Consider the following 22,740-nt stretch of genomic DNA (forward strand, 5'->3'; position numbering starts at 1 on the left):
ACTACTCCGCGGCGCCGAGATATTCCGACAGCGGCGGGCACGAGCAGACCAGGTTGCGGTCGCCGGCCACATTGTCGATGCGCGACACCGGGGGCCAGTATTTCGTCGCCAGGTCGGCGTCGCCCGCAGGGTGGGCCGCTTCGAGCCGCGAGTAGGGATGCTTCCACTCAGCGGCAAGCGCTTCCGCCGCGGTGTGCGGGGCGTTGACCAGTGGGTTGTCGTTGGACGGCCACTCGCCCTTCGCCACTTTCGCCGCCTCGCCGGCGATGGCTACCATCGCCTCGCAGAAGCGGTCGAGCTCGCGCTTGGGCTCGGACTCGGTCGGCTCGACCATCAGCGTGCCGGCGACCGGGAACGACATGGTCGGCGCGTGGAAGCCATAGTCGATCAGGCGCTTGGCGATATCGTCGACGCTGATGCCGGCGCTCTCCTTGAGCACGCGAGTGTCGAGGATGCACTCGTGGGCGATGCGATCGTGCCTGCCCTTGTAGAGAAGCGGGAAGTGCGGCGCGAGCCGGGTCGCGATGTAGTTGGCGGAAACGATCGCCGTTTCCGTCGCCTGCTTCAGTCCTGAAGCGCCCATCATGCGGATGTACATCCAGGTGATCGGCAGGATGGAGGCGCTGCCGAACGGCGCCGCCGCCACGGCATGGGTCGTGCCTTCCGTCACGTGGCCGGGCAGGTAGTGCTTCAGATGGGCCTTGACACCGATCGGACCGACACCCGGCCCACCGCCGCCATGCGGGATGCAGAAGGTCTTGTGCAGGTTCATGTGGCAGACGTCGGCGCCGATATCGCCTGGACGGGCGAGACCGACCAGCGCGTTGAGGTTGGCGCCGTCGAAATAGACCTGGCCGCCATGCTCATGGACGATGGCGCAGAGGTCGCGTGCGCCTTCCTCGTAGACGCCGTGCGTCGAGGGGTAGGTGAACATCAGCGCCGCGAGGTCCTTCGAATGCTCGGCCGCCTTGGCCTTGAGGTCCTCGACATCGATGTTGCCGTCCTCGGTGCAGCGCACGACGACGACACTCATGCCGACCATCGCGGCGCTCGCCGGATTGGTGCCATGCGCGGAGGACGGGATCAGGCAGACGGTGCGGTGACCTTCGCCGCGCGCGCGGTGATAGCCGCGAATGGCGAGCAGGCCGGCATATTCGCCCTGGCTGCCGGCATTGGGCTGCAAGGTCACGGCGTCGAAGCCGGTGATCTCCGACAACCAGGCTTCGAGATCGGCGATCATGGCGCGGTAGCCGCCCGAATGGCCGGCGGGTGCGAAGGGATGCAGATTGGCGACGCTGGGCCAGCTCACCGGCATCATTTCAGCGGCGGCATTGAGCTTCATCGTGCAGGAGCCGAGCGGGATCATGGCGCGGTCGAGCGCCAGGTCCTTGTCGGCCAGCCGGCGCAGGAAGCGCATCATGTCGGTCTCGGAGCGGTTCTCGTGGAAGATCGGCTGCGTCAGGAACTCCTTGCCGCGCGGCTTGCCGGGCATCGAGCCGCCGTCCGCGCCTGGCTTGGCGCCGAAAAGGCCGGCTATGGCCTCGAGATCGGCTTCCGTCGAGGTCTCGTCGAAGGCGATGCTGATCTTGTCCGCATCGATGACGCGCAGCAGCCGCCCTGTCTTCTCCGCGGCGGCGGCGATCGCGCCGGCCTTGCCCTTCACCTCGGCCGTCACCGTGTCGAAGCGGCTTGCGCCGAGCACCGATACGCCGGCGGCTTTGAGACCTGAGGCGAGGCGGTCGGCAAGGCCGTGGATGCGACCGGCAATCGCCTGGAGGCCGGCAGGGCCATGCCAGATCGCATAGGCCGCGGCCATATTGGCCAGCAGCGCCTGCGCGGTGCAGATGTTGGAGGTGGCCTTGTCGCGGCGGATGTGCTGCTCACGCGTCTGCAGCGCCAGCCGGTAGCCGGGGCGGCCCTTGGTGTCGGTCGACTGGCCGACGAGGCGGCCGGGCATCAGACGGGTCAGCTTGTCGGAAACGGCGCAATAAGCGGCATGCGGGCCGCCGAAACCCATCGGCACGCCGAAGCGCTGCATCGGACCGACCGCGATGTCGGCGCCGAGCTTTGCCGGCGCATCCGTCAGCGTCAGCGCCAGCGGATCGGCGATGAAGACGACCAGCGCGCCGGCGGCGCGGGCCTTCTCGATCGCCGCCTTGTGATCGCCATAGACGCCCAACGTGTCCGGCCAGGAGACGAGCAGGGCGGCGGTGTTGTCGTCGATCGTCTCGCCATCGACCTCGATGCCGAGCGGCTCGGCGCGGGTGCGCACGACGTCCAGCGTCTGCGGGTGCGGGGTGCCTGCAAGCGCCACCTTGGTGCGCTTGTCGCGATGATGGCGCAGCGCGATGCCGACGGCCTCGGCAACGGCGGTCGCTTCATCGAGCAGCGAAGCCGACGCCACCGGCAGGCCGGTGAGCTCGGTGACCAGGGTCTGGAAGTTGAACAGCATTTCCAACCGGCCCTGGCTGATCTCGGCCTGGTAGGGCGTGTAGGCCGTGTACCAGGCCGGATTCTCGAACAGGTTGCGCTGGATGACCGGCGGCACGAAGACGCCGTGATAACCGGCGCCTATGAAGCTCTTCAGCACCGTGTTCTTCGCCATCATCGCCGACAATTCGGCCAGCGCTTCGGCTTCGCTCGCCGGAGCGGGCAGGTCGAGTGGCCGATCGAGGCGGATCGACTTCGGCACGGCCTGGCTGATCAGCGTTTCGACGGATGGAACGCCGATGGCGGCGAGCATCGCCCTGACGTCGTTGACGGAGGGACCGATATGGCGGGCCGAGAAAGGAGCAGGTGCTGCGGTCATTTCCAAGATCCTGTTGTCAGCCGATATGGGCTTTGTAGGCGGCCTCATCCATGAGGCTGTCGAGTTGACCTTCGTCGGAAAGCTTCATCTTCCAGAGCCAGCCGTCGCCGGTCGCCGCCGAATTGACCAGCGAAGGGTCGGCCGACAGTGAGCCGTTGGCCTCGGTAATCTCGCCGTCGACCGGCGCGTAAACGTCCGAAGCCGCCTTCACGGATTCGACGACGACGGCGGTATCGCCCTTGGCGAGCTTGCGGCCAATTTCCGGCAGCTCGACGAAAACGAGATCGCCGAGCTGTTCCTGCGCATAGTCGGTGATGCCGACAGTGGCGACGCCGCCTTCGACGCGGAGCCATTCATGGTCTTCAGTGAAATAGGTCTTTGCCATCTGGAGATCATCCTTTGCGGTAGCGGTGTGGGGTGAAGGGCAGGGACGTGACGTCGATCGGGATCTTCGTCCCGCGGACATCGGCGAAGAGTTTCGTGCCGGCCTTGGCCAGCGCGATGTTGACGTAGCCCATGGCGACCGGGTGGCCGGTCGAAGGGCCGAAGCCGCCTGATGTGACGTGGCCGGCCGGATTGCCGCCGGCATCGACGAGCGTCGCGCCCGCGCGCACCGGCTGGCGCCCGTCGGGCTTCAGGCCGACGCGTTTCTGCGACGGCCCGCGATCGAGGATCGAGCGCAGCGCGTCGGCGCCGATGAAATGGGCGGCGCGGACTTCCTTGGGGATCGCCCACATCAGGCCGGCGCTTGCCGGGTCGATCCCGGGCGTCAGGTCCTGGCCATGCAGGCAGAGCCCGGCCTCGAGGCGCAGGCTGTCGCGGGCGGCAAGGCCGATCCATTGCACGCGCTCGTCTTCCAGGAGTTTGGCGACCAAATCCCGCGCGTCCTTCTCCGGCAGGCCAACCTCGAAACCGTCCTCGCCGGTGTAGCCGGACCGGCTCATGAACCAGTTCTGGCGCGGCTCGATGCCATGCATGAAGAGCAGCGAGCCGGTCTCGATGCCGGCCCGTGCCAAAGCCACCCAGGCATCCGGACCCTGAATCGCCAGGAAGACGCGGTCGAGCGGCTCGACCGTGGCGTCGAAATCGGCGGAGAGCGTGCGCAGATGCTTCTCGTCCTCGATGGCGTTGCCGGCATTGGCCACGACCATGAACCGGTCGTCGCCAAGGCGCGTGACGATCAGGTCGTCGATAATGCCGGCAGCCTCGTTGAGGAAAAAGGTGTATTTGGACTGCGAGATGTCCAGCGCGCCGGCATCAAGCGGGCAGGCCCGGTTCAACAGCGCCGCGGCGCCCGGACCGTCGACTTCGAACAGCTTCATATGCGAGATGTCGAACAGCCCGGCATGCTCGCGCGTGTGCAGGTGCTCCTTCATCACGCCGGGCGGATAGGTGAGCGGCATCGACCAGCCGGCAAAAGCGCCGAAGCGCGCGCCCGCGGCCTGATGCAAATCCTCGAGGGGTAGGTGCCTGGTGTCTTCGCCTGTCATGTCTTCTCCAGAGTCGCACGCAATCGACCGCCATTGGCGGCCTGTTCCGTGCCCCTCTGTCTGAAGCCTGAGAGACTCGCGCCCCGTAACTCTGTCGGCAGCGCTTACACCTTCGGCGCGGGGCCAGGCCCCGACTTTCCAGAGTTGTCTTTCCCGTCAACGGTTCTTTTGCCTGAGAGATTTCGGGCGATTTCCCCTTCGGCGACAGCTTGCGCTGCTCTCTCCCGCAAACAGGTGGGACTCACAAACCGAGCCCCCGACGCGCCATCCATAGCTCGTTGGCGACACCTTGTCACCTCCCAGCGACATCAAAGGTGCGCCGATATTCAGGTGAGGCCGGCCTGACGTGAATCTCAACAAGGCGCGGCCGGCAAGGCTTCGCTAACCACACCATTTGCCGGTTTCTCAAGACACCGCTGATAAACCTGACGGGATAACGCCGGCAAAAGGCGACGGGCAGGGACGGCAGATGGGCGAATTGATCATGAGCGGTCCGGTGGCGGGGCTGACGTCGAAGAACAAGATCACGGCCGAGGACGTGGCAATGCTGCGGCGCGAGGTATTCGCCGACGGCGTGGTGACGCGGGGCGAGGCGGAGGCGCTGTTCGCGCTCGACCAGACGGCGCGTGACAAATGCGGCGAATGGGCACCGTTCTTCGTCGAGGCGGTGACCGACTACATCGTCCACCAGGAAAAGCCGGAAGGCTATATCTCGGAGGAGAATGCCGACTGGCTGGTCCGCACCGTCTCGCGTGACGGCATGGTCGACAGCCGCACGGAACTCGAGCTGCTGGTGCATGTGCTGGAGGAAGCCAAATCCTCGCCCGGCCAGCTTTCGGCCTACGCGCTGGAGCAGGTCGCGCATGCGGTGATCGACGGCAAGGGGCCGTTGATGATCGGCGGCGAGCTGGTTCCGGGCTTGATCGCCAAGGCCGAGGTCGATCTCCTGCACCGCATCCTCCATGCCTTTGGCGGCGACGGCAACATCGCCATTACCAAGGCCGAGGCAGAGGTGCTGTTCAGGATCAATGACCGAACGGCGGCCGCAGACAATGATCCGTCCTGGAACGAGCTCTTCGTCAAGGCGATCGCCAACTATGTCATGTGCTCGGCCGGCTACGAGCCGCCGACGCGCGAAGCGGCGCTGCGCCATGAAAACTTCCTTGACGAGGCAGGCCCGGCGCTCGGTGGGTTCTTCAGCCGGATGGTGTCGGGCGGATTCGCCGCGGTCCTCGAAGCCTATCATTCTCCCGGCGATATCGAGGCCGAATGGGAAGCCAGGAACCGGGCCGCCGAGGCGCTTGCCCGCCGTGCCGAGACCATCGTTGCCGACGAAGCCAAATGGCTGGCCGAGCGCATCGACGGCGGCCAGCGGCCGCTGCGCGACAACGAGCGCGCGCTGCTGACGCTGATCAGGCACGCTTCGCCGGAAATCCATCCGGCGCTGAAGCCGCTGCTGGATAAAGTCGCTTAGGCGCTCTTAAATCGTCTTACAAAGGATGATGTTGGAATGGCCTTCGGGCCATCCGGTGAGTTCGGCGATGCGCTCGAAACCGGCCTTTTCGTACAAGCCCGGCGCCTGGAAGTCGTGGGTCGAAACCCATATCCGCAGGGAGCCGCGCGCAGCGGCCTCCGCGACAAAGGCATCAAGCAGCTTCCTGCCGTGGCCAAGGCCGCGATAAGTTTCGTCGACCCACATCAGCGTGAGCTCGGCGATGCCGGCCCAGGAATGACCGGCGGCGATCCCGACGACGCGCCCTTGCTCATCCCGCAAGGCAAAGGTGAGGGCACGGTCGTCGTCACGACCGGTCAGCCGTCGGTTGTCGTCATGCAGACGCTCCTCGACGGCATCAAGCTCGGCGGACGGCAGATCGTGCTCGGCCCGCAGGCGAGGGATCATCAAATCCCGCCATACCAGTCGTAGCCATTATCCTCCCAATAGCCGCCGCGGCCGCCGCCGATAGTGGCGAAACTGTCGACCAGCTCGATCTTAGAAATGTATTTTGGCATCTTGTAGCCGAGCTGGCGCTCGACCCGGACGCGCAGCGGCGCGCCGTTCTCGACCGGGAGCGGCTTGCCGTTGAGACCGTAGGCCAAAATGGTCTGCGGATGGCGGGCATCGATCAGGTCGATGGTGCCGTAATATTTGATGTCGCCGGACAGGCTCTGCTCGATCGTGTCGAGGCAGTGGAACATGACGTAGCGCGCCTGCGGCTTGACCACCGCCTGGTCGAGCACCAGCGACAGCGGCGTGCCGGTCCATTTGGCGATGCAGCTCCAGCCTTCGACACAGTCATGGCGGGTGATCTGGGTGCGGCTCGGCATGTTCTGGAGCTGCTCGCGGGTCAGCGACAGCGGCTTCTCGACCAGCCCGGTGACCTCCAGGCGCCAGTCGGCGAAATTGTTGGCGAGCAGACCCTTGTAGGTGTCGTCATCGGGCGCCGTGACGCCATTCGGCCGCTGCGGCTGACGGATATCGGCCTCGGTGAATTCCGGCGCCAGCGCGTCGCGGCCTGCAAGAAAGCGCTGCGCGCGGTAAGTCAGACCGTTGGCGTTTTCGAGGAAGCTGCGCAGGCCGCCACCAATGCCGAGACCGCTGTCGAAGGCGTCGCAGCCCGATAATGCGATGCCTGACAGGCCGAGGCTGCTCGCGGTCAAGAATTTACGGCGGCTGATCTGGAATTTTGCCATCTCAGGCGCTCCTCTCGGTCGGCTGGTCGTGCTTTGCGGGCGGGTCGGTGCGGTACCAGCCGGTGATGATCGAGCGCAGCTCGTTGATCGGGCCGGCGGCCAGGATCATCAGGATGTGGACGATGAAGAAGAGGACGAGCAGCACCATGACGGCGAAATGGATGGTGCGCGCCGTCTGTCGGCCGCCAAGGATTTCGTTGAGCCATGGCAGCACCGAATCCATGCTTGGCGACATGGCGAGCCCGGTCACGATCATCAACGGCAGAGCCACGAACAGCACGCCGCCATAAGCCATCTTCTGCAGGGTGTTGTACTCACGGGTGTGGTGGAATTTCAGCTTCGCGTGGTCGACGATGTCGCGCGGCAGCTTGCGCATATCCGAGAGGCGAGGGGCGAGGTCTCGGCGGATGTGGCCGTTGACCAGGCCGGCGATCAGCCAGACGAGCAGCGTCGTGGTTAGGATCCAGGCGAAGAAGAAATGCACGACGCGGGCGGTGCCAAGGTCGTAATAGGAGGGAATGGTCGCCCAGGCCGGAAAGGCGCGGGGCGTTTCCTGTCCGGGCGGACCCGACCAGCCGAGCACGCCGGTAGTGTCGAAGCGGTGGCCGAGGATCGCGGTGAAACCGCGCGGACCGTTGGCGGTGTTTTCGGCGCCGATCTCGAGAATGGTGTTGTTGAACTCGAAACCGGACTGCTTGCCGAGATAAAGCTGCGGCCGCGCGTTGAAGATCTGCAGGCCGGAAAGCAGCATGAAGAACAGCGAGAAAGCCCACAGCCAATGGGTCAACCGCGTCCAGCGCGACTGCCGGTAGATGAGGGTGGTGTCCACTTCGTCCACCTTGGGGGTGGATTGGTTGTTGGCAACAGCGTCCATCTTGCCTCCGGCCGCCTCAGGCAGGCGGCTTCTCAGGTCCTTGTCTTCCCTCAATACGTCGCCGCACAAGGCAATGTTTCATGCGATCACGGATTTATTACGGAGAGCCCAGGGTGACCGCGAGATTGACCGCCGCGGCAACGATCACCGTGTTGAAGAAAAAGCTCAGGATCGAGTGGACAAGCACGACAAGGCGCATTTGCGAGGTGGTTATGGCCGTGTCCGCCGTCTGCGCCGTCATGCCGATGACCGTCGCGAAATAGAGGAAGTCCCAACCTTCTGGTCTTTTGCCGCCGGGAAAATCGAGGCCGCCGACCGGCATTTTCTTCTGGGTTTTCTGATCGATCTCGCCTCCATCCTTCCAATAGACATGCGCATAGTGAAGCGACGCCATGGCGTGGATGGTGAACCAGCCGAGCGGGATCGACAGCATGGCGAAGGCAAGCTGCCAAGGGTGCGCCGCATCTTTCTGATTGATCAAAAGAAACAGCGAGACGATGGCCGCAACGACGACGAAGAACGTGACGGCGAAGATAAGCAGCACGGGCATGTCCGTCGCGCGCGCGTTCCTGCTGAGATAGCGGCCGGTGAGGCTCGGCATCAGCGCCAGCACCATGGCGATATAGCTCACGAAGAACACATTGGCGCCGATGGAGTAGGGGAGCGGTGCCTTGAGCAGAAGAGCCACCAGTAGGGCGACGATGCCGATCGCAAAGGCCAGTGCGAACTGCATGTGGCGATGCATCGGCGTCTTGAGGTCTTCACCCATGGGTCGGGTCCCTGAAGACGTTGGATCAATCCGGTGTGACGGATTTGAGCGCGCGCCGCAAGATGCGGTCGAGCTCGCCTAGAAACTGCGACCTGTCCTTTTGCGTGAAGGAGGCATTGAAGCCGCGGCTTTCGCCGGTCTCGCGCAGATGCTGCTTCAGATCGCGCATCGCCACCGCCATGCCGATGGTTTCCGGGGTGAACGGGCGTCCGGTCGGCCCCAGCACATGCGCGCCGAGCGCCACCGTGCGCGCGGCAAGCGGAATGTCGGCCGTCACCACGATGTCGTTCTCCCTGGCGTTCTCGACGATCCAGTCGTCCGCGGCATCGGCGCCTTTGGAGACGACGACATTGCGGATCATCGGATCGCGCGATGGGCGCAGGCCGCCATTGGAGACATAGGTGACGACAACCCCATGACGCTCGGCGACCTTCTCGACCTCGGCCTTGACCGGGCAGGCGTCGGCATCGACGTAGATCATGATTTCCCGAGCGATCGGCGACTCCTGGCGGCTATTTGTCTTCCGGCGCCAGTTCCACCAGCAACCGAGTGACGATCATGTCACGCAGCACGATGCCCTCCGGCACCCCGGCGGCGGTGATGGCCACGAGTCTGGCTGTATTCTCGCTTTGCATTTTCTGCAAGGCGTCGACGTTGCTGGCCGTGTCGGCGATGGATTTGTCGGAGAAGCCGCCGACCGTCCGAATCGCCGCCGGATCGGACCCCCGCAGGGCAGCCATCAGACGGCTGATCTGCTCAGAGTTCCTGTTATCGGTCAGCTGCGCCAGCACGACGCTGCCCTTGGCTGAGGCGACATACTTTCCGGCAGGGTCGATGACCACTACCGACATGTCGGGATCATGTTGCGATAGGACACGGATATACTCTGCAATGACGGGCGCCTGATAATAGTCGCCACGGCCAAGCTGCAAAGTCATGCTCACCGGCTTTCCCGGCGCCAAATTGCGATCGACATTCTCAAGCTGGACGAAGTCGCCCTTGGCGACGAACTCGCCTTCGACAATGGAAGAACTGATCGGTATCGGGTCGATTGTCTTCTTGGCTTCCTCGCGGAATTTCGCGCCCCAGCCACCCGGCCCGGTGAACTCGCTGATATCGCCGGACACTACCCCATAAGCGAGCAACGGAATGATCATGAGAGCGATCAGGGTTACACTGTCGCCAAGGGAAAACCGTTTGATGCCATAGGCGAGAACTATCCCGATCAAGAGCACGGCCGCTGCGATGGCTGTTGCCAGCATTTGTCCCTCCGGGCGAACGTCGACCAATGGGCGATCTTTCGATCGCCCATTGGCAATTTCCATGAAGCATTTCACGCAGGAGCGCCCGGTCGTCACCGGACCGACTGGGCTCAGGCCGGCAGCGCGCCGGACTTCTTCGCCGTCCAGGTGGCCATATAGTCCATCAGGCCGGGGTTGAGGCAGTCATAGGGCTCGAGCCCAATCGATCTCAGTTGCGCGCGGATACCGTCCATGCGGCTGGGGTCGACGCCGGATTCGATGATCGAGGAGACGAAGGCGGCGAAGCCCGGCGGCGACCAGCCGTCCTCCTCGAAGCGTTCCGGATGGATGAAGGACAGGCCCTTGAAGGGATGGTCGCGCTCGACCGGGCCATGCATGTGGACGCCGCAGCCGGTGCAGGCGTGGCGCTGGATCAGCGCCGAAGGATCGACCACCTTCAGCTTGTCTCCATTCTCGGTGACGGTGACGTCGCCGGTACCGGCGACGGCCACGACCGAGAATATGGCGCCTTCCGGCTTCCAGCATTTGGTGCAGCCGCAGGCGTGGTCGTGAGCGATCTGGCCCTTGACCTTCACCTTCACAGGGTTGCTCGTGCAGAGGCAGACCAGCGTGCCGCCGGAGAAGGATGCGCTTTCCTTCGGCAAGCCATTGTCAATCTTCGGATGCAGTTTCTCGGCCATTCCATTCCTCCCATGTTTTACCACAGAGGTCGCCGGCGTTCCGGCCTGCGGCCTGGTGGCTTTCCTCAGTAAACCACGACGCTGCGGATCGACTTGCCCTCATGCATGAGGTCAAAACCCTTATTGATGTCCTCGAGCTTCAGCGTATGAGTGATCATCGGATCGATTTGGATCTTCTTTTCCATGTACCAGTCGACGATCCGCGGTACGTCGGTGCGGCCACGCGCGCCGCCGAAGGCGGTGCCCATCCAGGTGCGGCCGGTGACCAGCTGGAAGGGCCGCGTCGAGATCTCCTGGCCGGCGCCGGCGACACCGATGATGACCGACTTGCCCCAGCCGCGATGCGAGGCTTCCAGCGCCTGGCGCATCACCTTAGTGTTGCCGGTGCAGTCGAAGGTGTAGTCGGCGCCGCCGATCTGGTCGGCGCCGCGCTTGGTCATGTTGACCAGGTAAGGCACGATGTCGCCATCGATCTCCTTCGGATTGACGAAATGCGTCATGCCGAATTTCTCGCCCCAGGCCTTCTTGTCGTTGTTGACATCGACGCCGATGATCATGTCGGCGCCGGCAAGGCGAAGCCCCTGGATGACGTTGAGGCCAATGCCGCCAAGACCGAAGACGACGGCGGTCGCGCCCTGTTCGACCTTGGCGGTGTTGATGACGGCGCCGATGCCGGTGGTGACCCCGCAGCCGATGTAGCAGATCTTGTCGAAGGGGGCGTCTGGGTTGACCTTGGCGACCGCGATCTCCGGCAGCACGGTGAAGTTGGAGAAGGTCGAGCAGCCCATGTAATGGAAGAGTTTTTCGCCGCCGAGCGAGAAGCGCGAGGTGCCGTCGGGCATCAGGCCTTGTCCTTGAGTGGCACGGATGGCGGTGCACAGATTGGTCTTGCGCGACAGGCAGGACGGGCACTGCCGGCATTCGGGCGTATAGAGCGGGATGACGTGGTCGCCCTTCCTGACCGAGGTGACGCCCTTGCCGACATCGACGACGATGCCGGCGCCCTCATGGCCCAGGATCGCCGGAAAGATGCCTTCCGGATCGGCGCCCGACAGGGTGAATTCGTCGGTGTGGCAGATGCCGGTCGCCTTCACCTCGACCAGAACCTCGCCATCGCGCGGGCCTTCAAGGTCCACCTCCATGATCTCCAGCGGCTTTCCGGCGGCGACGGCAACGGCGGCACGCGTTTTCATGAGGCATTCCTCCCAAGCGATCTGTAAGTTTTAGCTAACGGCAGGCTGCCCGTGGCGAATGCCAGCCTGCCATCCCTTTGATCGCAAGCTTAGCGAGTTCCGCTCCGGCGGCCAACGTCTCTTGCGACGTTTTTCGGCGCGGTTTCTGCAATCGTCGCCGGGGGACGCCGGCCTGCGGACACTTGAGGCGCGCCGGAATTATCCATAGAACTGGTCCGCTTCGCCGGAGGAACGACATCCGAATGTTCAAGAAGATCCTGATCGCCAATCGCGGCGAGATCGCCTGTCGCGTCATCAAGACGGCGCGCAAGATGGGCATTGCCACCGTCGCGGTCTATTCGGATGCCGATCGCGATGCCGTGCATGTCGAAATGGCCGACGAGGCGGTGCATATCGGGCCTTCGCCGGCGGCACAGAGCTATCTGCTTCCGGAGAAGATCATCGCCGCCTGCAAGGAAACCGGCGCCGAGGCCGTCCATCCGGGCTACGGCTTCCTGTCGGAGCGCGCCTCATTTTGCGAGGCGCTGGAGAAAGAAGGCATCGTCTTCATCGGACCGAAGCCCAAGGCCATCAAGGCGATGGGCGACAAGATCGAATCGAAGAAGTTCGCCAGCGAAGCCAAGGTCTCGACCGTGCCTGGATGGCTGGGCGTCATCGAAGACGCCGACCATGCCGAGCGGATCGCCGGCGAGATCGGCTATCCGGTCATGATCAAGGCCTCGGCCGGCGGCGGCGGCAAGGGCATGCGCATCGCCTGGAGCGAGGCGGAGGTGCGCGACGGCTTCGACCGGGCGCGTTCGGAGGCGAAAAGCTCCTTCGGCGACGACCGCGTCTTCATCGAGAAATTCGTCGTCGATCCGCGCCATATCGAGATCCAGGTGCTGGCCGACGCGCATGGCACGGCGCTCTATCTCGGCGAGCGCGAGTGCTCGATCCAGCGCCGCAACCAGAAAGTGGTCGAGGAGGCGCCGTCGCCATTCCTCGACGCCAAGATCAGGAAGGCGATGGGCGAGCAGGCGGTGGCGCTAGCGAAAGCCGTCGACTACCAGAGCGCCGGCACCGTCGAGTTCATCGTCGACAAGGACAAGAACTTCTATTTCCTTGAAATGAATACGCGATTGCAGGTCGAGCACCCGGTGACCGAACTGGTCACCAGCATCGACCTGGTCGAGCAGATGATCCGCGTCGCCGCCGGCGAGAAGCTCGGCATCAAGCAGAGCGACGTGAAGCTCAACGGCTGGGCGGTGGAGAGCCGCCTCTATGCCGAGGATCCTTTCCGCAACTTCCTCCCGTCGATCGGCCGGCTGACCCGCTACAGGCCGCCGCAGGAGGGCACGTTCGGCGACATCGTCATCCGCAACGATACCGGCGTCACCGAAGGCTCCGAAATCTCGATGTTCTATGACCCGATGGTGGCGAAGCTCTGCACCTGGGCGCCGACAAGGCTGGAGGCCATCGACGCCATGTCGGAGGCGCTCGACAGCTTCGTCGTCGACGGCATCGAGCACAACATCCCGTTCCTTTCGGCGCTGATGCAGCACCCGCGCTGGCGTGAGGGGCGGCTGTCGACCGGCTTCATCGCCGAGGAATATCCGGACGGTTTTTCCCCGGTCGCGCCGGATGGCGAGGAGAGGGCGGTTTTCGCCGCCGTCGCAACAGCGATCGAACTTTTGCGCCGCGACCGGCTCGATCGGCTGAGCGGCCGCCTGGCGCCGCATTCCGGCCATCTCAAGCGCGACTGGGTGGTGAAGATCGGCGCGGACTATTTTCCGGTCGCGATCGTCGACGGCATGGTCTCGATCCCGATGGAGGTCGATCTGTTGATCGACGGCGGCAAGCCGCTGACCGTTGCCTCCGACTGGCGGCCGGGCGACGGGCTCTGGCAGGGCAAGGTCGGCGGCGACAAGGTCGTCGCACAGATCCGTCCGATGCTGAACGGCTTGCGCGTTGCCTGGAAAGGCATGTCGGTGACGGCGCGCGCGATGCTGCCACGCACTGCCGAGCTCGAAAGGCTGATGCCTGAGAAACTGCCGCCGGACACTTCGAAGATGCTGCTCTGCCCGATGCCGGGCCTCGTCGTCTCGATCGCGGTGGCCGAGGGCCAAGAGGTCAAGGCCGGCGAGACGCTTGCCGTGGTCGAGGCCATGAAGATGGAAAATGTGCTGCGTGCCGAGCGCGACCTCACGATAGCCAAGCTCAACGCCAAGCCAGGCGACAGCCTGGCGGTCGATGCGGTGATCATGGAGTTCGCCTGAGAAGAGGCGGTAGCCAGCCGGCCTAAGCCTGTGCCCTGTCGGTCATTTGTGCTGGACTGGCACGGCCGCGTCCGGGACAATACATCTCAACAGATTGAGTCTTTGGGACAGCGCGAAAAAACATGGCGGATGAACGACTTCCACGCGATCCGTTGCAGCGCGAAGCAGCCGTGAGGGCCGCGCGGCCGGAAGCGCCGGCGCGGACCTTTATCCATTTGCGCGTGCACTCGGCCTATTCGCTGCTCGAAGGCGCGCTTCAGCTTGGCGCGATCGTCGGCCATGCGGTCAAGGACGAGGCGCCGGCGATAGCGGTCACCGACACCAACAATTTGTTCGGCGCGCTGGAATTCGCCCAGAAGGCGGTCAAGGACGGCGTCCAGCCGATCATCGGCTGCCAGGTCGATCTCGCCTTTTCCGGCGAGGCGAGCGACGGCCAGCGCGACCGTCGCCGGCATGGGCCGGAGATGTCGCCGGTCGTGCTGATCGCCGCCAGCGAGGCTGGCTATGCCAATCTCGTGCGGCTGATCAGCAAGGTCTATCTAGAGACGCCGCCCGGCGAGCCGGTGCACCTGACCAGCGCCATGCTGGAAGGCCGGTCCGATGGGCTGATTTGCCTGACCGGCGGCCCGCGCGGTCCGATCGGCAGCGCGCTCAAGGCGGACCGGCGCGACCTTGCCGAACAGCGGCTGCTGTTCCTCAAGGGCCTGTTCGGTGACAGGCTCTATGTCGAGCTGGAGCGGGTCGCCGGCTACGACCGCATGGTCGAAAAGTCGACGGTCGACCTAGCCTACACGCACGACCTGCCGCTGGTCGCCACCAACGAGGCGTTTTTCTCCAAACGCGAGGACTATGAGGCGCATGATGCGCTGATCGCCATCGCAGAGGGATCGGTGGTCGCCGCGGACAATCGCCGGCGGCTTTCGCCGGACAATTTCCTGCGCAGCCAGGCCGAGATGGCGCGGCTGTTCTCGGACCTGCCGGAAGCGATCGACAACACGGTCGAGATCGCGATGCGCTGCTCCTACTATCCGAAGAACCGCAGCCCGATCCTGCCGCGCTTCACCGGCGCCGACGCGGCCGACAAGGACGCGGCGGAAAAGGCGGAAGCCGCAGAGCTTGCCCGCCAGGCGCGCGAGGGGCTGGAGGCGCGGCTTGCCGCGCACGGCCCGACGCCGGGCTACACGGTCGAGCAATATCGCGAGCGGCTCGAATTCGAGCTCGGCATCATCGAGAAGATGAAGTTTCCGGGCTATTTCCTGATCGTCGCCGACTTCATCAAATGGGCCAAGTCGCAAGGCATTCCCGTCGGCCCGGGGCGCGGTTCGGGCGCCGGTTCGCTGGTCGCCTATTCGACCACCATCACCGATATCGATCCGCTGCGCTTCTCGCTGCTGTTCGAGCGCTTCCTTAACCCCGACCGCGTCTCGATGCCGGACTTCGACATCGATTTCTGCCAGGACCGGCGCGAGGAGGTCATCCGCTACGTCCAGCAGAAATACGGCCGCGACCAGGTCGGCCAGATCATCACCTTCGGAACGCTGCAGGCGCGAGCGGTGCTGCGCGACGTCGGCCGCGTGCTGCAGATGCCTTACGGCCAGGTCGACAAGCTCTCCAAGATGGTGCCGCAAAACCCGGCCAATCCGGTCAAGCTGGCGGATGCCATCGCCAACGAGCCGCGCTTCGCCGAGGAGGCGGAAAAGGAGCCGATCGTGCAGACGCTGCTCGATACGGCGCAGAAGCTCGAAGGCCTCTACCGCCATGCCTCGACGCATGCCGCCGGCATCGTCATCGGCGACCGGCCGTTGTCCGAGTTGGTGCCGATGTACCGCGATCCGCGCTCGGACATGCCGGTCACCCAGTTCAACATGAAATATGTCGAGCAGGCGGGTCTGGTGAAGTTCGACTTCCTCGGCCTGAAGACGCTGACCGTGCTGGAAACGGCGGTGAAGCTCATCCGCCGGCGCGGCGTCGACATAGACCTTGCGCGCATTCCGCTCGACGACAAAGAGACTTACTCGATGCTGTCGCGCGGCGAGGTCGTCGGCGTGTTCCAGGTTGAAAGTGCCGGCATGCGCAAGGCGCTGATCGGCATGCGACCGGACTGCATCGAGGACATTATCGCGCTGGTGGCGCTCTACCGTCCCGGCCCGATGGAGAACATCCCGACCTACAATGCCAGAAAGCATGGCGAGGAGGAGATGGCCTCGATCCATCCCAAGATCGATCATCTGGTGAAGGAGACGCAAGGCGTCATCGTGTACCAGGAACAGGTGATGCAGATCGCGCAGGAACTGTCCGGCTATTCGCTCGGCGAAGCCGACCTTCTGCGCCGCGCCATGGGCAAGAAGATCCGCGCCGAGATGGACAAGCAGCGCGAGCGCTTCGTGTCCGGCGCGGTCGAGCGCGGCGTCTCCAAGCCGCAGGCCGACTTCATCTTCGATCTCCTGGCGAAGTTCGCCGACTACGGCTTCAACAAGTCGCACGCGGCGGCCTACGCTGTCGTCTCCTACCAGACCGCCTATCTCAAGGCGCATTATCCGGTCGAGTTCCTGGCGGCGTCGATGACGCTCGACATGAGCAACACAGACAAGCTGGCCGACTTCCGCCAGGATGCCATGCGCCTCGGCATCGAGGTGGTGGCGCCGTCGGTGATGACCAGCTTCCGCCCGTTCGAAGTGGGTGAAAACAAGATCTTCTATTCGCTGGCGGCGCTGAAGGGCGTCGGCGACGCGGCGGTTGAGCATATCGTCGCCGTGCGCGGCGAGAAGCCGTTCAAGAACCTTGCCGATTTCTGCGAGCGGGTCGATCCGAAGATCGTCGGCAAGCGCGTTTTCGAAAGCCTGATCATGGCCGGCGCGCTGGATTGCTTCGGCCACGACCGCGCCCAGATGATGGCCGGCGTCGAGCGCATGATGGGCTTGGCCTCGCTGGCGCAGCAGAACGCCATCTCCGGCCAGGCCGACATTTTCGGCGCATCGCTCGGCAGCCAGTCGCAGGCGCTCAACCTGCCGGCGACCGATCCGTGGCTTGCCGCGGACCGGCTGCACCGCGAGTTCCAGGTGGTGGGCTTCTATCTCTCCGCGCATCCGCTGGACGAGTACAAGGCAGCGCTCCAGAAGATGCGCGTGCAGAACTGGGGAGAATTCTCGGCCGCGGTCAAACGGGGCGCGGCCGCCGGGCGGCTCGCCGGCACCGTCACCACCAAGCAGGAGCGCAAGACCCGCACCGGCAACAAGATGGGCGTCGTGCAGTTCTCCGACACGACCGGCCAGTATGAGGCGGTGCTGTTTTCCGAAGGGCTGGCGCAGTATCGCGACATGCTGGAGCCGGGCCGCTCGGTGGTGATCACCGTTTCGGCGGAGGACCGGCCGGAGGGCATCAATCTGCGCATCCAGACCGTGCAGTCGCTGGAGGACGAAGCCAGCCGCATCCAGAAGGCGCTGCGCATCTTCGTGCGTGACGCAGCACCCCTCGGCACGCTCGCCAACCAGCTTTCGGTCAAGGGCGAAGGGCAGGTGAGCTTCGTGCTGATCAAGGATGCAGGACAGGGCGAGGTCGAGATCGAACTGCCCAACCGCTACCGCATCTCGCCGCAAGTGGCGTCGGCAATGCGCGCGGTGCCGGGCGTGGTCGAGGTGGAGTTGGTTTAGCCGACAGTCGTCGCATGTAGCGCGGGATCAAATTCCCGCCAATACGCTGCATTTACCTCAACTACGACAGCGGCGCGACTGGTATATTATTGTTAGCTAACTTGTTTTAGTGTTGCGAACAGGCGGCGGGGCGCATGTTTGTGTCGCCGGGAAGATTGACGATTGGGCCGGGGCGGGGATCATGGTCGACAGGTTGGATTTCCAGACGATCCAGACGGATCGCGACGGGCAGCGCGCGGATGAGGCGGAGCCACCTCTGGTGTCGGCTATTATCCCCTGCCTGAACGAAGAGCGTACGCTTGGCATCTGCATCCGCAAGGCCTTCGACGTTTTTGCGAAGCGGGGCATCAAGGGCGAGGTCGTCGTAGGGGACAACGGGTCGAGTGACCGGTCGGTTGAGATCGCCGAGGCCCTCGGCGCGCGTGTCGTGCACCAACGGGTCAAGGGATATGGTGCGGCGATCAGCGCGGCGGCTGAATCCGCTCAAGGTGCGTATCTCATCATGGCCGATGCCGACGACTCTTACGACTGGAGCAGCCTCGGCGATTTTATCGCCGCCTTGGAGGAGGGGGCTGATCTGGTGATGGGCGATCGCTTTGCGGGCGGTATCGAGCCTGGGGCCATGCCGCCGCTGCACCGGTATCTCGGCAATCCTGTCCTTTCGACGATTGCCCGCTGGCTCCACCACTCTCCGATACATGATTTCCATTGCGGCATGCGCGGGTTTACCCGCGAAGCGTTCCGCAGGATAGGCGCGCGCTCGCCCGGGATGGAATTCGCCTCGGAGATGGTCATCAACGCCCATCGCGCGGGCCTGGTGATCCGCGAGGTGCCGATCAAGCTTTATCCGGACAAGCGCGGCCGCCCACCTCACCTGCGCTCGTTCCGCGACGGCTGGAGGCACCTGCGGCTGATCGTGGCCCATGCGCCCGACACCATGTACCTCATACCGGGGGCGACCTTGCTGGTAGCCGGTATTGCCGGGCTGTCGGTCCTCGCAGCCGGGCCTGTGCGGATCGGTGGCTGGTATTTCGGAATTCACTTCGTCGCGCTTTCCTCCATGGCGACGCTGATAGGCCTTTCGGCGATTTTGTTCGGTATGCTGGCCAAGGTGGCAATCGCTATCTATCAGCCAGTCCACGGGGGCCGAGTCGTGCCCTGGCTGATGCGTGGCAGCCCGTTGGAATGGCTGGTTTTTTCCGGCGGTGCGCTGGCGGTGGTCGGCTTTGTCGCAGACGCGCTGCTGGCGCTGCACTGGATATTTGTCGGTGGCCCGATGGAGCAGTCGGTGCACCTGACCTTTGTCACCACCACTGTCTGCGTGGCAGGTATGTCCATGGTGCTGTCCGGCTTCGTGCTCAAGCTGCTGCTTGATAATCTGGGTGACAGGCGTGCGATTTGACGGTTCGGCTGGCGCCCAAACTGAGGCTCGAACAGATGGCTCAGTGGACGAAAAGCCATTCCTGTCGGTGGTCATGCCGGTGCACGAAGGTGCGGCATGGATTGAAGCAACACTTGACTCGCTGGTTGCCGAGCCGGCCGGCAATCTGGAAATAATCGTCATCGACAGCACCCCGACGAGCGCTACGGCTGCCATCGTCGAGCGATTTGACCACCGAATACCGCTCCGGCTGCTTCAGCGACGAGACCTCACGCCCTGGCAGACGAAGACCAACTTGGGCGTCGAGCTAGCGACCGCTGATCACGTCTGCATCCTTCACCAAGACGATCTGTGGCTGCCCGGGCGCGTCGAGGCCGCCCGCCGCTGGCTCGATGGCTCGCCCGAAGTCGCGCTTCATTTGGCTCCGACCGCCATCATTGACCGCTACGGACACCGAGTTGGACGCTGGAACTGCCCTTTGCCGGCCGACAAGGTGCTCGGAGCTCAATTCTTGTTGGAGCGGCTGCTTGTGCAAAACTTTGTCTCTGTGCCCGCTCCGATATTTCGCCGAACCGCATGGCTGGTGTGCGGGGGCATGGATGAGAAACTCTGGTATACGGCGGATTGGGACATCTGGGCGAAACTCGCCAGTACCGGTCCAGTCGTTTATCACGACGAGGTCACGACGGCCTTTCGGGTTCACGGCAGTTCGCTTACTGTAACCGGGTCCCGTGACGTCAGCGAGTTCCGGTCGCAAATGCAAATTGTCATGGAACGCCATCTTCCCCAGCTTCCGGCTAGCAGCCGGCGCCTGGTTGAACCTACTGCCCGGGCATCGATCAGCGTCAATGTCTCGCTGGCCGCTGCATCGGGCGGTGACTTGAAGGCACTGGTGCGCGCGGCGCGTGTTGTATTCTCGCTCGGACCGGGCGGCATGAGGCGCTATTTGCGTGACTCGCGCTTGTGGGAGCGTGTCATTTGTCGGCTTCGGGCGAAACTGACAGGGGCTTTCTGACGCCAATGTCTGGTCCAGCTATGCCCAAGGATGAGCAGGGCGCGGGTCCCCGCAGAAGACCGCTTGTGGAACGAGGGTGGCGATACACGCTGGTGGGGCTGATATGCGCCATTGCGCATAACGCCATCATGATTGCGGTCGATCGCTTGGGGGGACACTACCTGCTGGGCATCCTGGTTTCGTTCGTGACTGTAACGCCGATCGGATACGCATTGCACAGCCGGTTCACCTTTGCCCAGCCACTTCGCTTGAATGCATTCACGCGTTTCGTAGGAGGCGTAGTGGCGGCTTATCCAATCTCGGTGGCCATGATGGTTGTCCTGTGTTCCGGCTTCGGTCTTAGTGTTGCGGTTGCCACTCCAATCGCCACTATCGCCCTATTCGTCTGGAACTTTGCCGCTGCGCACTGGGCCATCTTACCGCGTCTCTATCTGCTGACATCAGCCGTCCGCTTGAGAAACGAGGAGTAAGAATGCTGGCACCAGGTCAGGTTGCACGTAAGGTTCTTGGTCGCCATTTTGAGCCGCTTGGCAATGTCTATCGTCGTGTGTTCGTCAATCTCAACCTCATTGCCGATTTTCTTGATCGCGAATTGCCGAACGGCGCGAAGATATTGGATATTGGCGGCGGCGATGGCGCGCTTATCGAGCGGCTCCTAAATCGACGCCCTGACCTGGCGGTTACGATGTGCGATCTGGCTCCTTCAATCGGCACATTCTTAAGCGACGTAAATCGGGCGAGGGTTGAACTTCTGCCTGCGACTGATCTCGCCACCGTAACCGGGCTTTACGATGCCGTGACAATTTCCGACGTCATCCATCATGTGCCAGTCGATCAACGCGGCGCGTTCTTCAAGTCGCTGGCCAACAGCTGCGAACGCTGGGCTTGCCGGAAGATCATATTGAAGGACATTGAGCCGGGTGGCGTGCGCGCTTCGTTGTCGCTTCTTGCGGACCGACACATAACCGGAGACAAGCATGTCGTGCTGTTTTCACGCTCGGACTTTGCAGTCATGGCGCGACGGTATTTTCCGAAAGCACAGAGGGTATCGGCTTTGCCGGACTGGCCGAACTATTGCGAAGTGTTGACTTGGTAGTCTCTAAACCGATTACCCCGCGATCAATGCCACCGCCTCTCGGCCTGTGCCGCGGGTGTTAGACGCGATGCGTGCGGACTTACACGCCAGTCGAATTATTTGATCGCAATGGTGCTGAGCATACTAGCGATCCGATGACTCTCCGGGCGATCGACAAGCAATTTGTCGATGAACTTGAGCGGGAATGTTAGCGTCAACACAGCGCCTTTCGCCAACATGTAGCGGGTCCGACTCTCCCGACCCACAATCACCCCAACGTACTCGGAAAGGATGTTGACGATAGCGGTCGTCGGTCCCTGATGCGTCTGAACCTCAATGCTTCCAAACCGCCGAAGAAGCTGCTCGATCCCGTCCTTCGTGAAGTTGCAGTAATGAGCGGGGTAGCCATGATACGGAAACAGGAACGGATTGATGCACAGCAGCTTGCCTCCTGGCCTCAGGACGCGCAGCACTTCATCGACCACCGCAGCGGGATTGGGAACATGCTCGATCACGCTATCCAGAATGACGTAGTCGACCGAGTTGCTCGAAAGGGGGGTGTGCTCGATATTCGCGACGAGATCGACATTCGGTGCGGGGAACAAGTCTATATTGAGCACGTCCGAGCGGATGCGCCGAGCGCCGGAGCCGAACTCAATGACCATGGCATGTTCAGGCACCGACGCTAGAAACGAGTTCAGTGTGTCATGCGGTGAATACTCGCTTGTGACGAGTCGTTTCAGCGAATTGTAGAGGCGGGCGCGGGTGCTGGTGCCGGCATACACCTCTTCATGGAAGCTGGCGTCGAAGCCTTGCCTCGCCGGTGGCTCGACAAAGAACGGAATGCCCTGTCGTATGGGATAGATGGTGGAGCAAGACTTGCATGTTAGGGTAGTTGGGCCGGCCGCGAGCTCTGCATAGCAGGTTGGGCAGACAAGGCCCGACGTGAATTTGGATTGCAGCACGCGCTGTCCTTTCAAGTCTCCACGTTATTTGGGAGAGCAGGTTACCATGCATGTATATAGGCATTTCTTAACAGGCGAAGGCTAACAGTTGCTAAAGTCAAGTCGATACAAGCTAAACGGGCGGACTCGGTAAGAACCCACGATCCACATGAGCGACCAAGATAACGCAACGCGGTTCGGCACGGTGTTCGGGCAAGTAACCACTTTAACGCCGAGATGGAGTTGCCCTCTTCAAATTCGCCGGTCGCGGGCGGGGCGGTAGCGATCGGGGGGCGCAGTCGGCGGTATGCGGGTGGCCCTGTCTGAGCCAGGGTTTTGGTGGTATCTTGGACACGCAAGCACTTACACACAGATCAACCGAGCTATTCGGTCTCGGGCGGCGCAAGGCAATGATTTTTCTGGGCGTCCTGATCGCGCTCAAGATCATTTTGCTTTTCACCTTGGCTTGGAACGCTCGCTTCGTCATGGACGAATTCGTCCAGCTCGGATGGGCAAAATATTTCTCTGACGGCCTTTTCGATACGATCTGGCATCCCAAGGCGGTCGGTTATGCGATCTTCTACGAGATCGCCCACCTAATCGGCTGGGATGCCACGTCGATCCTGCTTGTCGGCCGCATCCAAACCGCCCT

At 63.2% G+C, this 22,740-nt stretch carries 20 protein-coding genes and 1 riboswitch; of the genes, 7 read left to right on the plus strand and 13 right to left on the minus strand.

Translation table 11 applies throughout. The features are described 5' to 3' along the window. Position 1: 1 nt before the first annotated feature. From gcvP to gcvT, 3 genes are read right to left on the minus strand one after another with little or no spacing between them, the layout of a single operon-like run. The gene (gcvP, locus tag EJ072_RS28815) at positions 2-2,809 is read right to left on the minus strand and encodes an aminomethyl-transferring glycine dehydrogenase (protein ID WP_126082366.1); all 2,808 of its coding nucleotides are present in this window, start codon (positions 2,807-2,809) and stop codon (positions 2-4) included. A 16-nt stretch (positions 2,810-2,825) separates the two neighbouring features. Next, complete coding sequence (gene gcvH / locus EJ072_RS28820; protein WP_042644226.1) at positions 2,826-3,194, minus strand: glycine cleavage system protein GcvH; 369 nt, start codon at positions 3,192-3,194, stop codon at positions 2,826-2,828. Positions 3,195-3,201: 7 nt separating this feature from the next. Further along, on the minus strand, positions 3,202-4,299 hold the full coding sequence (gene gcvT, locus EJ072_RS28825) for a glycine cleavage system aminomethyltransferase GcvT (RefSeq protein ID WP_126082367.1): 1,098 nt from the start codon (positions 4,297-4,299) through the stop codon (positions 3,202-3,204). Between the two features lie 150 nt (positions 4,300-4,449). Further along, positions 4,450-4,536, minus strand: a riboswitch (glycine riboswitch). A gap of 232 nt (positions 4,537-4,768) precedes the next feature. Between gcvT and EJ072_RS28830 the strand changes: the two genes are divergently transcribed. Continuing rightward, entirely contained in the window at positions 4,769-5,773 is a 1,005-nt protein-coding gene (locus tag EJ072_RS28830; RefSeq protein WP_126082368.1) for a hypothetical protein, read from the plus strand. Positions 5,774-5,779: 6 nt separating this feature from the next. Here the strand turns inward: EJ072_RS28830 and EJ072_RS28835 are convergent, their stop codons facing one another. The 8 genes from EJ072_RS28835 to EJ072_RS28870 form a co-directional block, all read right to left on the minus strand. Next, positions 5,780-6,199, minus strand: coding sequence for a GNAT family N-acetyltransferase (locus EJ072_RS28835; RefSeq protein WP_126082369.1), 420 nt, complete (start codon positions 6,197-6,199; stop codon positions 5,780-5,782). Then, positions 6,199-6,990, minus strand: coding sequence for a molybdopterin-binding protein (locus EJ072_RS28840; RefSeq protein WP_126082370.1), 792 nt, complete (start codon positions 6,988-6,990; stop codon positions 6,199-6,201). Before EJ072_RS28840 ends, EJ072_RS28835 begins: the two co-directional genes overlap by 1 nt. A 1-nt stretch (position 6,991) precedes the next feature. Continuing rightward, entirely contained in the window at positions 6,992-7,864 is an 873-nt protein-coding gene (locus EJ072_RS28845) for a cytochrome b/b6 domain-containing protein (protein ID WP_126082371.1), read from the minus strand. Between the two features lie 97 nt (positions 7,865-7,961). Beyond that, the gene (locus tag EJ072_RS28850) at positions 7,962-8,633 is read right to left on the minus strand and encodes a DUF1345 domain-containing protein (RefSeq protein WP_126082372.1); all 672 of its coding nucleotides are present in this window, start codon (positions 8,631-8,633) and stop codon (positions 7,962-7,964) included. Between the two features lie 25 nt (positions 8,634-8,658). Continuing rightward, the gene (locus EJ072_RS28855; protein WP_126082373.1) at positions 8,659-9,114 is read right to left on the minus strand and encodes a YaiI/YqxD family protein; all 456 of its coding nucleotides are present in this window, start codon (positions 9,112-9,114) and stop codon (positions 8,659-8,661) included. Positions 9,115-9,145: 31 nt separating this feature from the next. Continuing rightward, on the minus strand, positions 9,146-9,958 hold the full coding sequence (locus tag EJ072_RS28860; RefSeq protein ID WP_126082374.1) for a hypothetical protein: 813 nt from the start codon (positions 9,956-9,958) through the stop codon (positions 9,146-9,148). A 47-nt stretch (positions 9,959-10,005) separates the two neighbouring features. Next, a complete protein-coding gene (gfa, locus tag EJ072_RS28865) occupies positions 10,006-10,575 on the minus strand; it encodes an S-(hydroxymethyl)glutathione synthase (protein ID WP_126060495.1) in 570 nt (189 codons plus the stop codon). Positions 10,576-10,640: 65 nt separating this feature from the next. Further along, entirely contained in the window at positions 10,641-11,768 is a 1,128-nt protein-coding gene (locus EJ072_RS28870; RefSeq protein ID WP_126082375.1) for an S-(hydroxymethyl)glutathione dehydrogenase/class III alcohol dehydrogenase, read from the minus strand. Positions 11,769-12,010: 242 nt separating this feature from the next. Between EJ072_RS28870 and EJ072_RS28875 the strand changes: the two genes are divergently transcribed. From EJ072_RS28875 to EJ072_RS28900, 6 genes are all read left to right on the plus strand, one after another. After that, complete coding sequence (locus tag EJ072_RS28875) at positions 12,011-14,023, plus strand: acetyl/propionyl/methylcrotonyl-CoA carboxylase subunit alpha (protein WP_126082376.1); 2,013 nt, start codon at positions 12,011-12,013, stop codon at positions 14,021-14,023. 122 nt (positions 14,024-14,145) lie between these two features. Continuing rightward, positions 14,146-17,673, plus strand: a complete 3,528-nt coding sequence (gene dnaE / locus EJ072_RS28880; protein ID WP_126082377.1) for a DNA polymerase III subunit alpha — start codon at positions 14,146-14,148, stop codon at positions 17,671-17,673. Between the two features lie 181 nt (positions 17,674-17,854). After that, positions 17,855-19,075 carry a glycosyltransferase family 2 protein gene (locus EJ072_RS28885; RefSeq protein WP_126082378.1) on the plus strand — a complete coding sequence of 407 codons (1,221 nt, stop codon included), beginning with the start codon at positions 17,855-17,857 and terminating at the stop codon, positions 19,073-19,075. A gap of 43 nt (positions 19,076-19,118) precedes the next feature. After that, a complete protein-coding gene (locus tag EJ072_RS28890) occupies positions 19,119-20,069 on the plus strand; it encodes a glycosyltransferase (protein WP_245467033.1) in 951 nt (316 codons plus the stop codon). A 20-nt stretch (positions 20,070-20,089) separates the two neighbouring features. Beyond that, the gene (locus EJ072_RS28895; RefSeq protein WP_281059410.1) at positions 20,090-20,539 is read left to right on the plus strand and encodes a GtrA family protein; all 450 of its coding nucleotides are present in this window, start codon (positions 20,090-20,092) and stop codon (positions 20,537-20,539) included. A gap of 2 nt (positions 20,540-20,541) precedes the next feature. Further along, a complete protein-coding gene (locus tag EJ072_RS28900) occupies positions 20,542-21,165 on the plus strand; it encodes a class I SAM-dependent methyltransferase (RefSeq protein WP_126082380.1) in 624 nt (207 codons plus the stop codon). Positions 21,166-21,260: 95 nt separating this feature from the next. Here the strand turns inward: EJ072_RS28900 and EJ072_RS28905 are convergent, their stop codons facing one another. Beyond that, positions 21,261-22,124, minus strand: a complete 864-nt coding sequence (locus EJ072_RS28905; protein ID WP_127256270.1) for a methyltransferase domain-containing protein — start codon at positions 22,122-22,124, stop codon at positions 21,261-21,263. Positions 22,125-22,471: 347 nt separating this feature from the next. Further along, positions 22,472-22,684, minus strand: a complete 213-nt coding sequence (locus EJ072_RS28910; protein WP_126082382.1) for a hypothetical protein — start codon at positions 22,682-22,684, stop codon at positions 22,472-22,474. Between the last annotated feature and the right edge of the window lie 56 nt (positions 22,685-22,740).

This window comes from Mesorhizobium sp. M2A.F.Ca.ET.046.03.2.1, from assembly GCF_003952425.1.
In the GTDB taxonomy this organism is placed as follows: Bacteria; Pseudomonadota; Alphaproteobacteria; order Rhizobiales; family Rhizobiaceae; genus Mesorhizobium.

What these genes read in the sequence shown, in the direction of transcription:
- EJ072_RS28855 (WP_126082373.1), bottom strand. Translation starts at nt 9,114, where the DNA reads ATGATCTACGTCGATGCCGACGCCTGCCCGGTCAAGGCCGAGGTCGAG.
- EJ072_RS28885 (WP_126082378.1), top strand. Translation starts at nt 17,855, where the DNA reads ATGGTCGACAGGTTGGATTTCCAGACGATCCAGACGGATCGCGACGGG.
- EJ072_RS28860 (WP_126082374.1), bottom strand. Translation starts at nt 9,958, where the DNA reads ATGGAAATTGCCAATGGGCGATCGAAAGATCGCCCATTGGTCGACGTT.
- EJ072_RS28835 (WP_126082369.1), bottom strand. Translation starts at nt 6,199, where the DNA reads ATGATCCCTCGCCTGCGGGCCGAGCACGATCTGCCGTCCGCCGAGCTT.
- EJ072_RS28875 (WP_126082376.1), top strand. Translation starts at nt 12,011, where the DNA reads ATGTTCAAGAAGATCCTGATCGCCAATCGCGGCGAGATCGCCTGTCGC.
- EJ072_RS28895 (WP_281059410.1), top strand. Translation starts at nt 20,090, where the DNA reads ATGCCCAAGGATGAGCAGGGCGCGGGTCCCCGCAGAAGACCGCTTGTG.
- dnaE (WP_126082377.1), top strand. Translation starts at nt 14,146, where the DNA reads ATGGCGGATGAACGACTTCCACGCGATCCGTTGCAGCGCGAAGCAGCC.
- gcvH (WP_042644226.1), bottom strand. Translation starts at nt 3,194, where the DNA reads ATGGCAAAGACCTATTTCACTGAAGACCATGAATGGCTCCGCGTCGAA.
- gfa (WP_126060495.1), bottom strand. Translation starts at nt 10,575, where the DNA reads ATGGCCGAGAAACTGCATCCGAAGATTGACAATGGCTTGCCGAAGGAA.
- EJ072_RS28900 (WP_126082380.1), top strand. Translation starts at nt 20,542, where the DNA reads ATGCTGGCACCAGGTCAGGTTGCACGTAAGGTTCTTGGTCGCCATTTT.
- gcvP (WP_126082366.1), bottom strand. Translation starts at nt 2,809, where the DNA reads ATGACCGCAGCACCTGCTCCTTTCTCGGCCCGCCATATCGGTCCCTCC.
- EJ072_RS28840 (WP_126082370.1), bottom strand. Translation starts at nt 6,990, where the DNA reads ATGGCAAAATTCCAGATCAGCCGCCGTAAATTCTTGACCGCGAGCAGC.
- EJ072_RS28870 (WP_126082375.1), bottom strand. Translation starts at nt 11,768, where the DNA reads ATGAAAACGCGTGCCGCCGTTGCCGTCGCCGCCGGAAAGCCGCTGGAG.
- EJ072_RS28830 (WP_126082368.1), top strand. Translation starts at nt 4,769, where the DNA reads ATGGGCGAATTGATCATGAGCGGTCCGGTGGCGGGGCTGACGTCGAAG.
- gcvT (WP_126082367.1), bottom strand. Translation starts at nt 4,299, where the DNA reads ATGACAGGCGAAGACACCAGGCACCTACCCCTCGAGGATTTGCATCAG.
- EJ072_RS28850 (WP_126082372.1), bottom strand. Translation starts at nt 8,633, where the DNA reads ATGGGTGAAGACCTCAAGACGCCGATGCATCGCCACATGCAGTTCGCA.
- EJ072_RS28845 (WP_126082371.1), bottom strand. Translation starts at nt 7,864, where the DNA reads ATGGACGCTGTTGCCAACAACCAATCCACCCCCAAGGTGGACGAAGTG.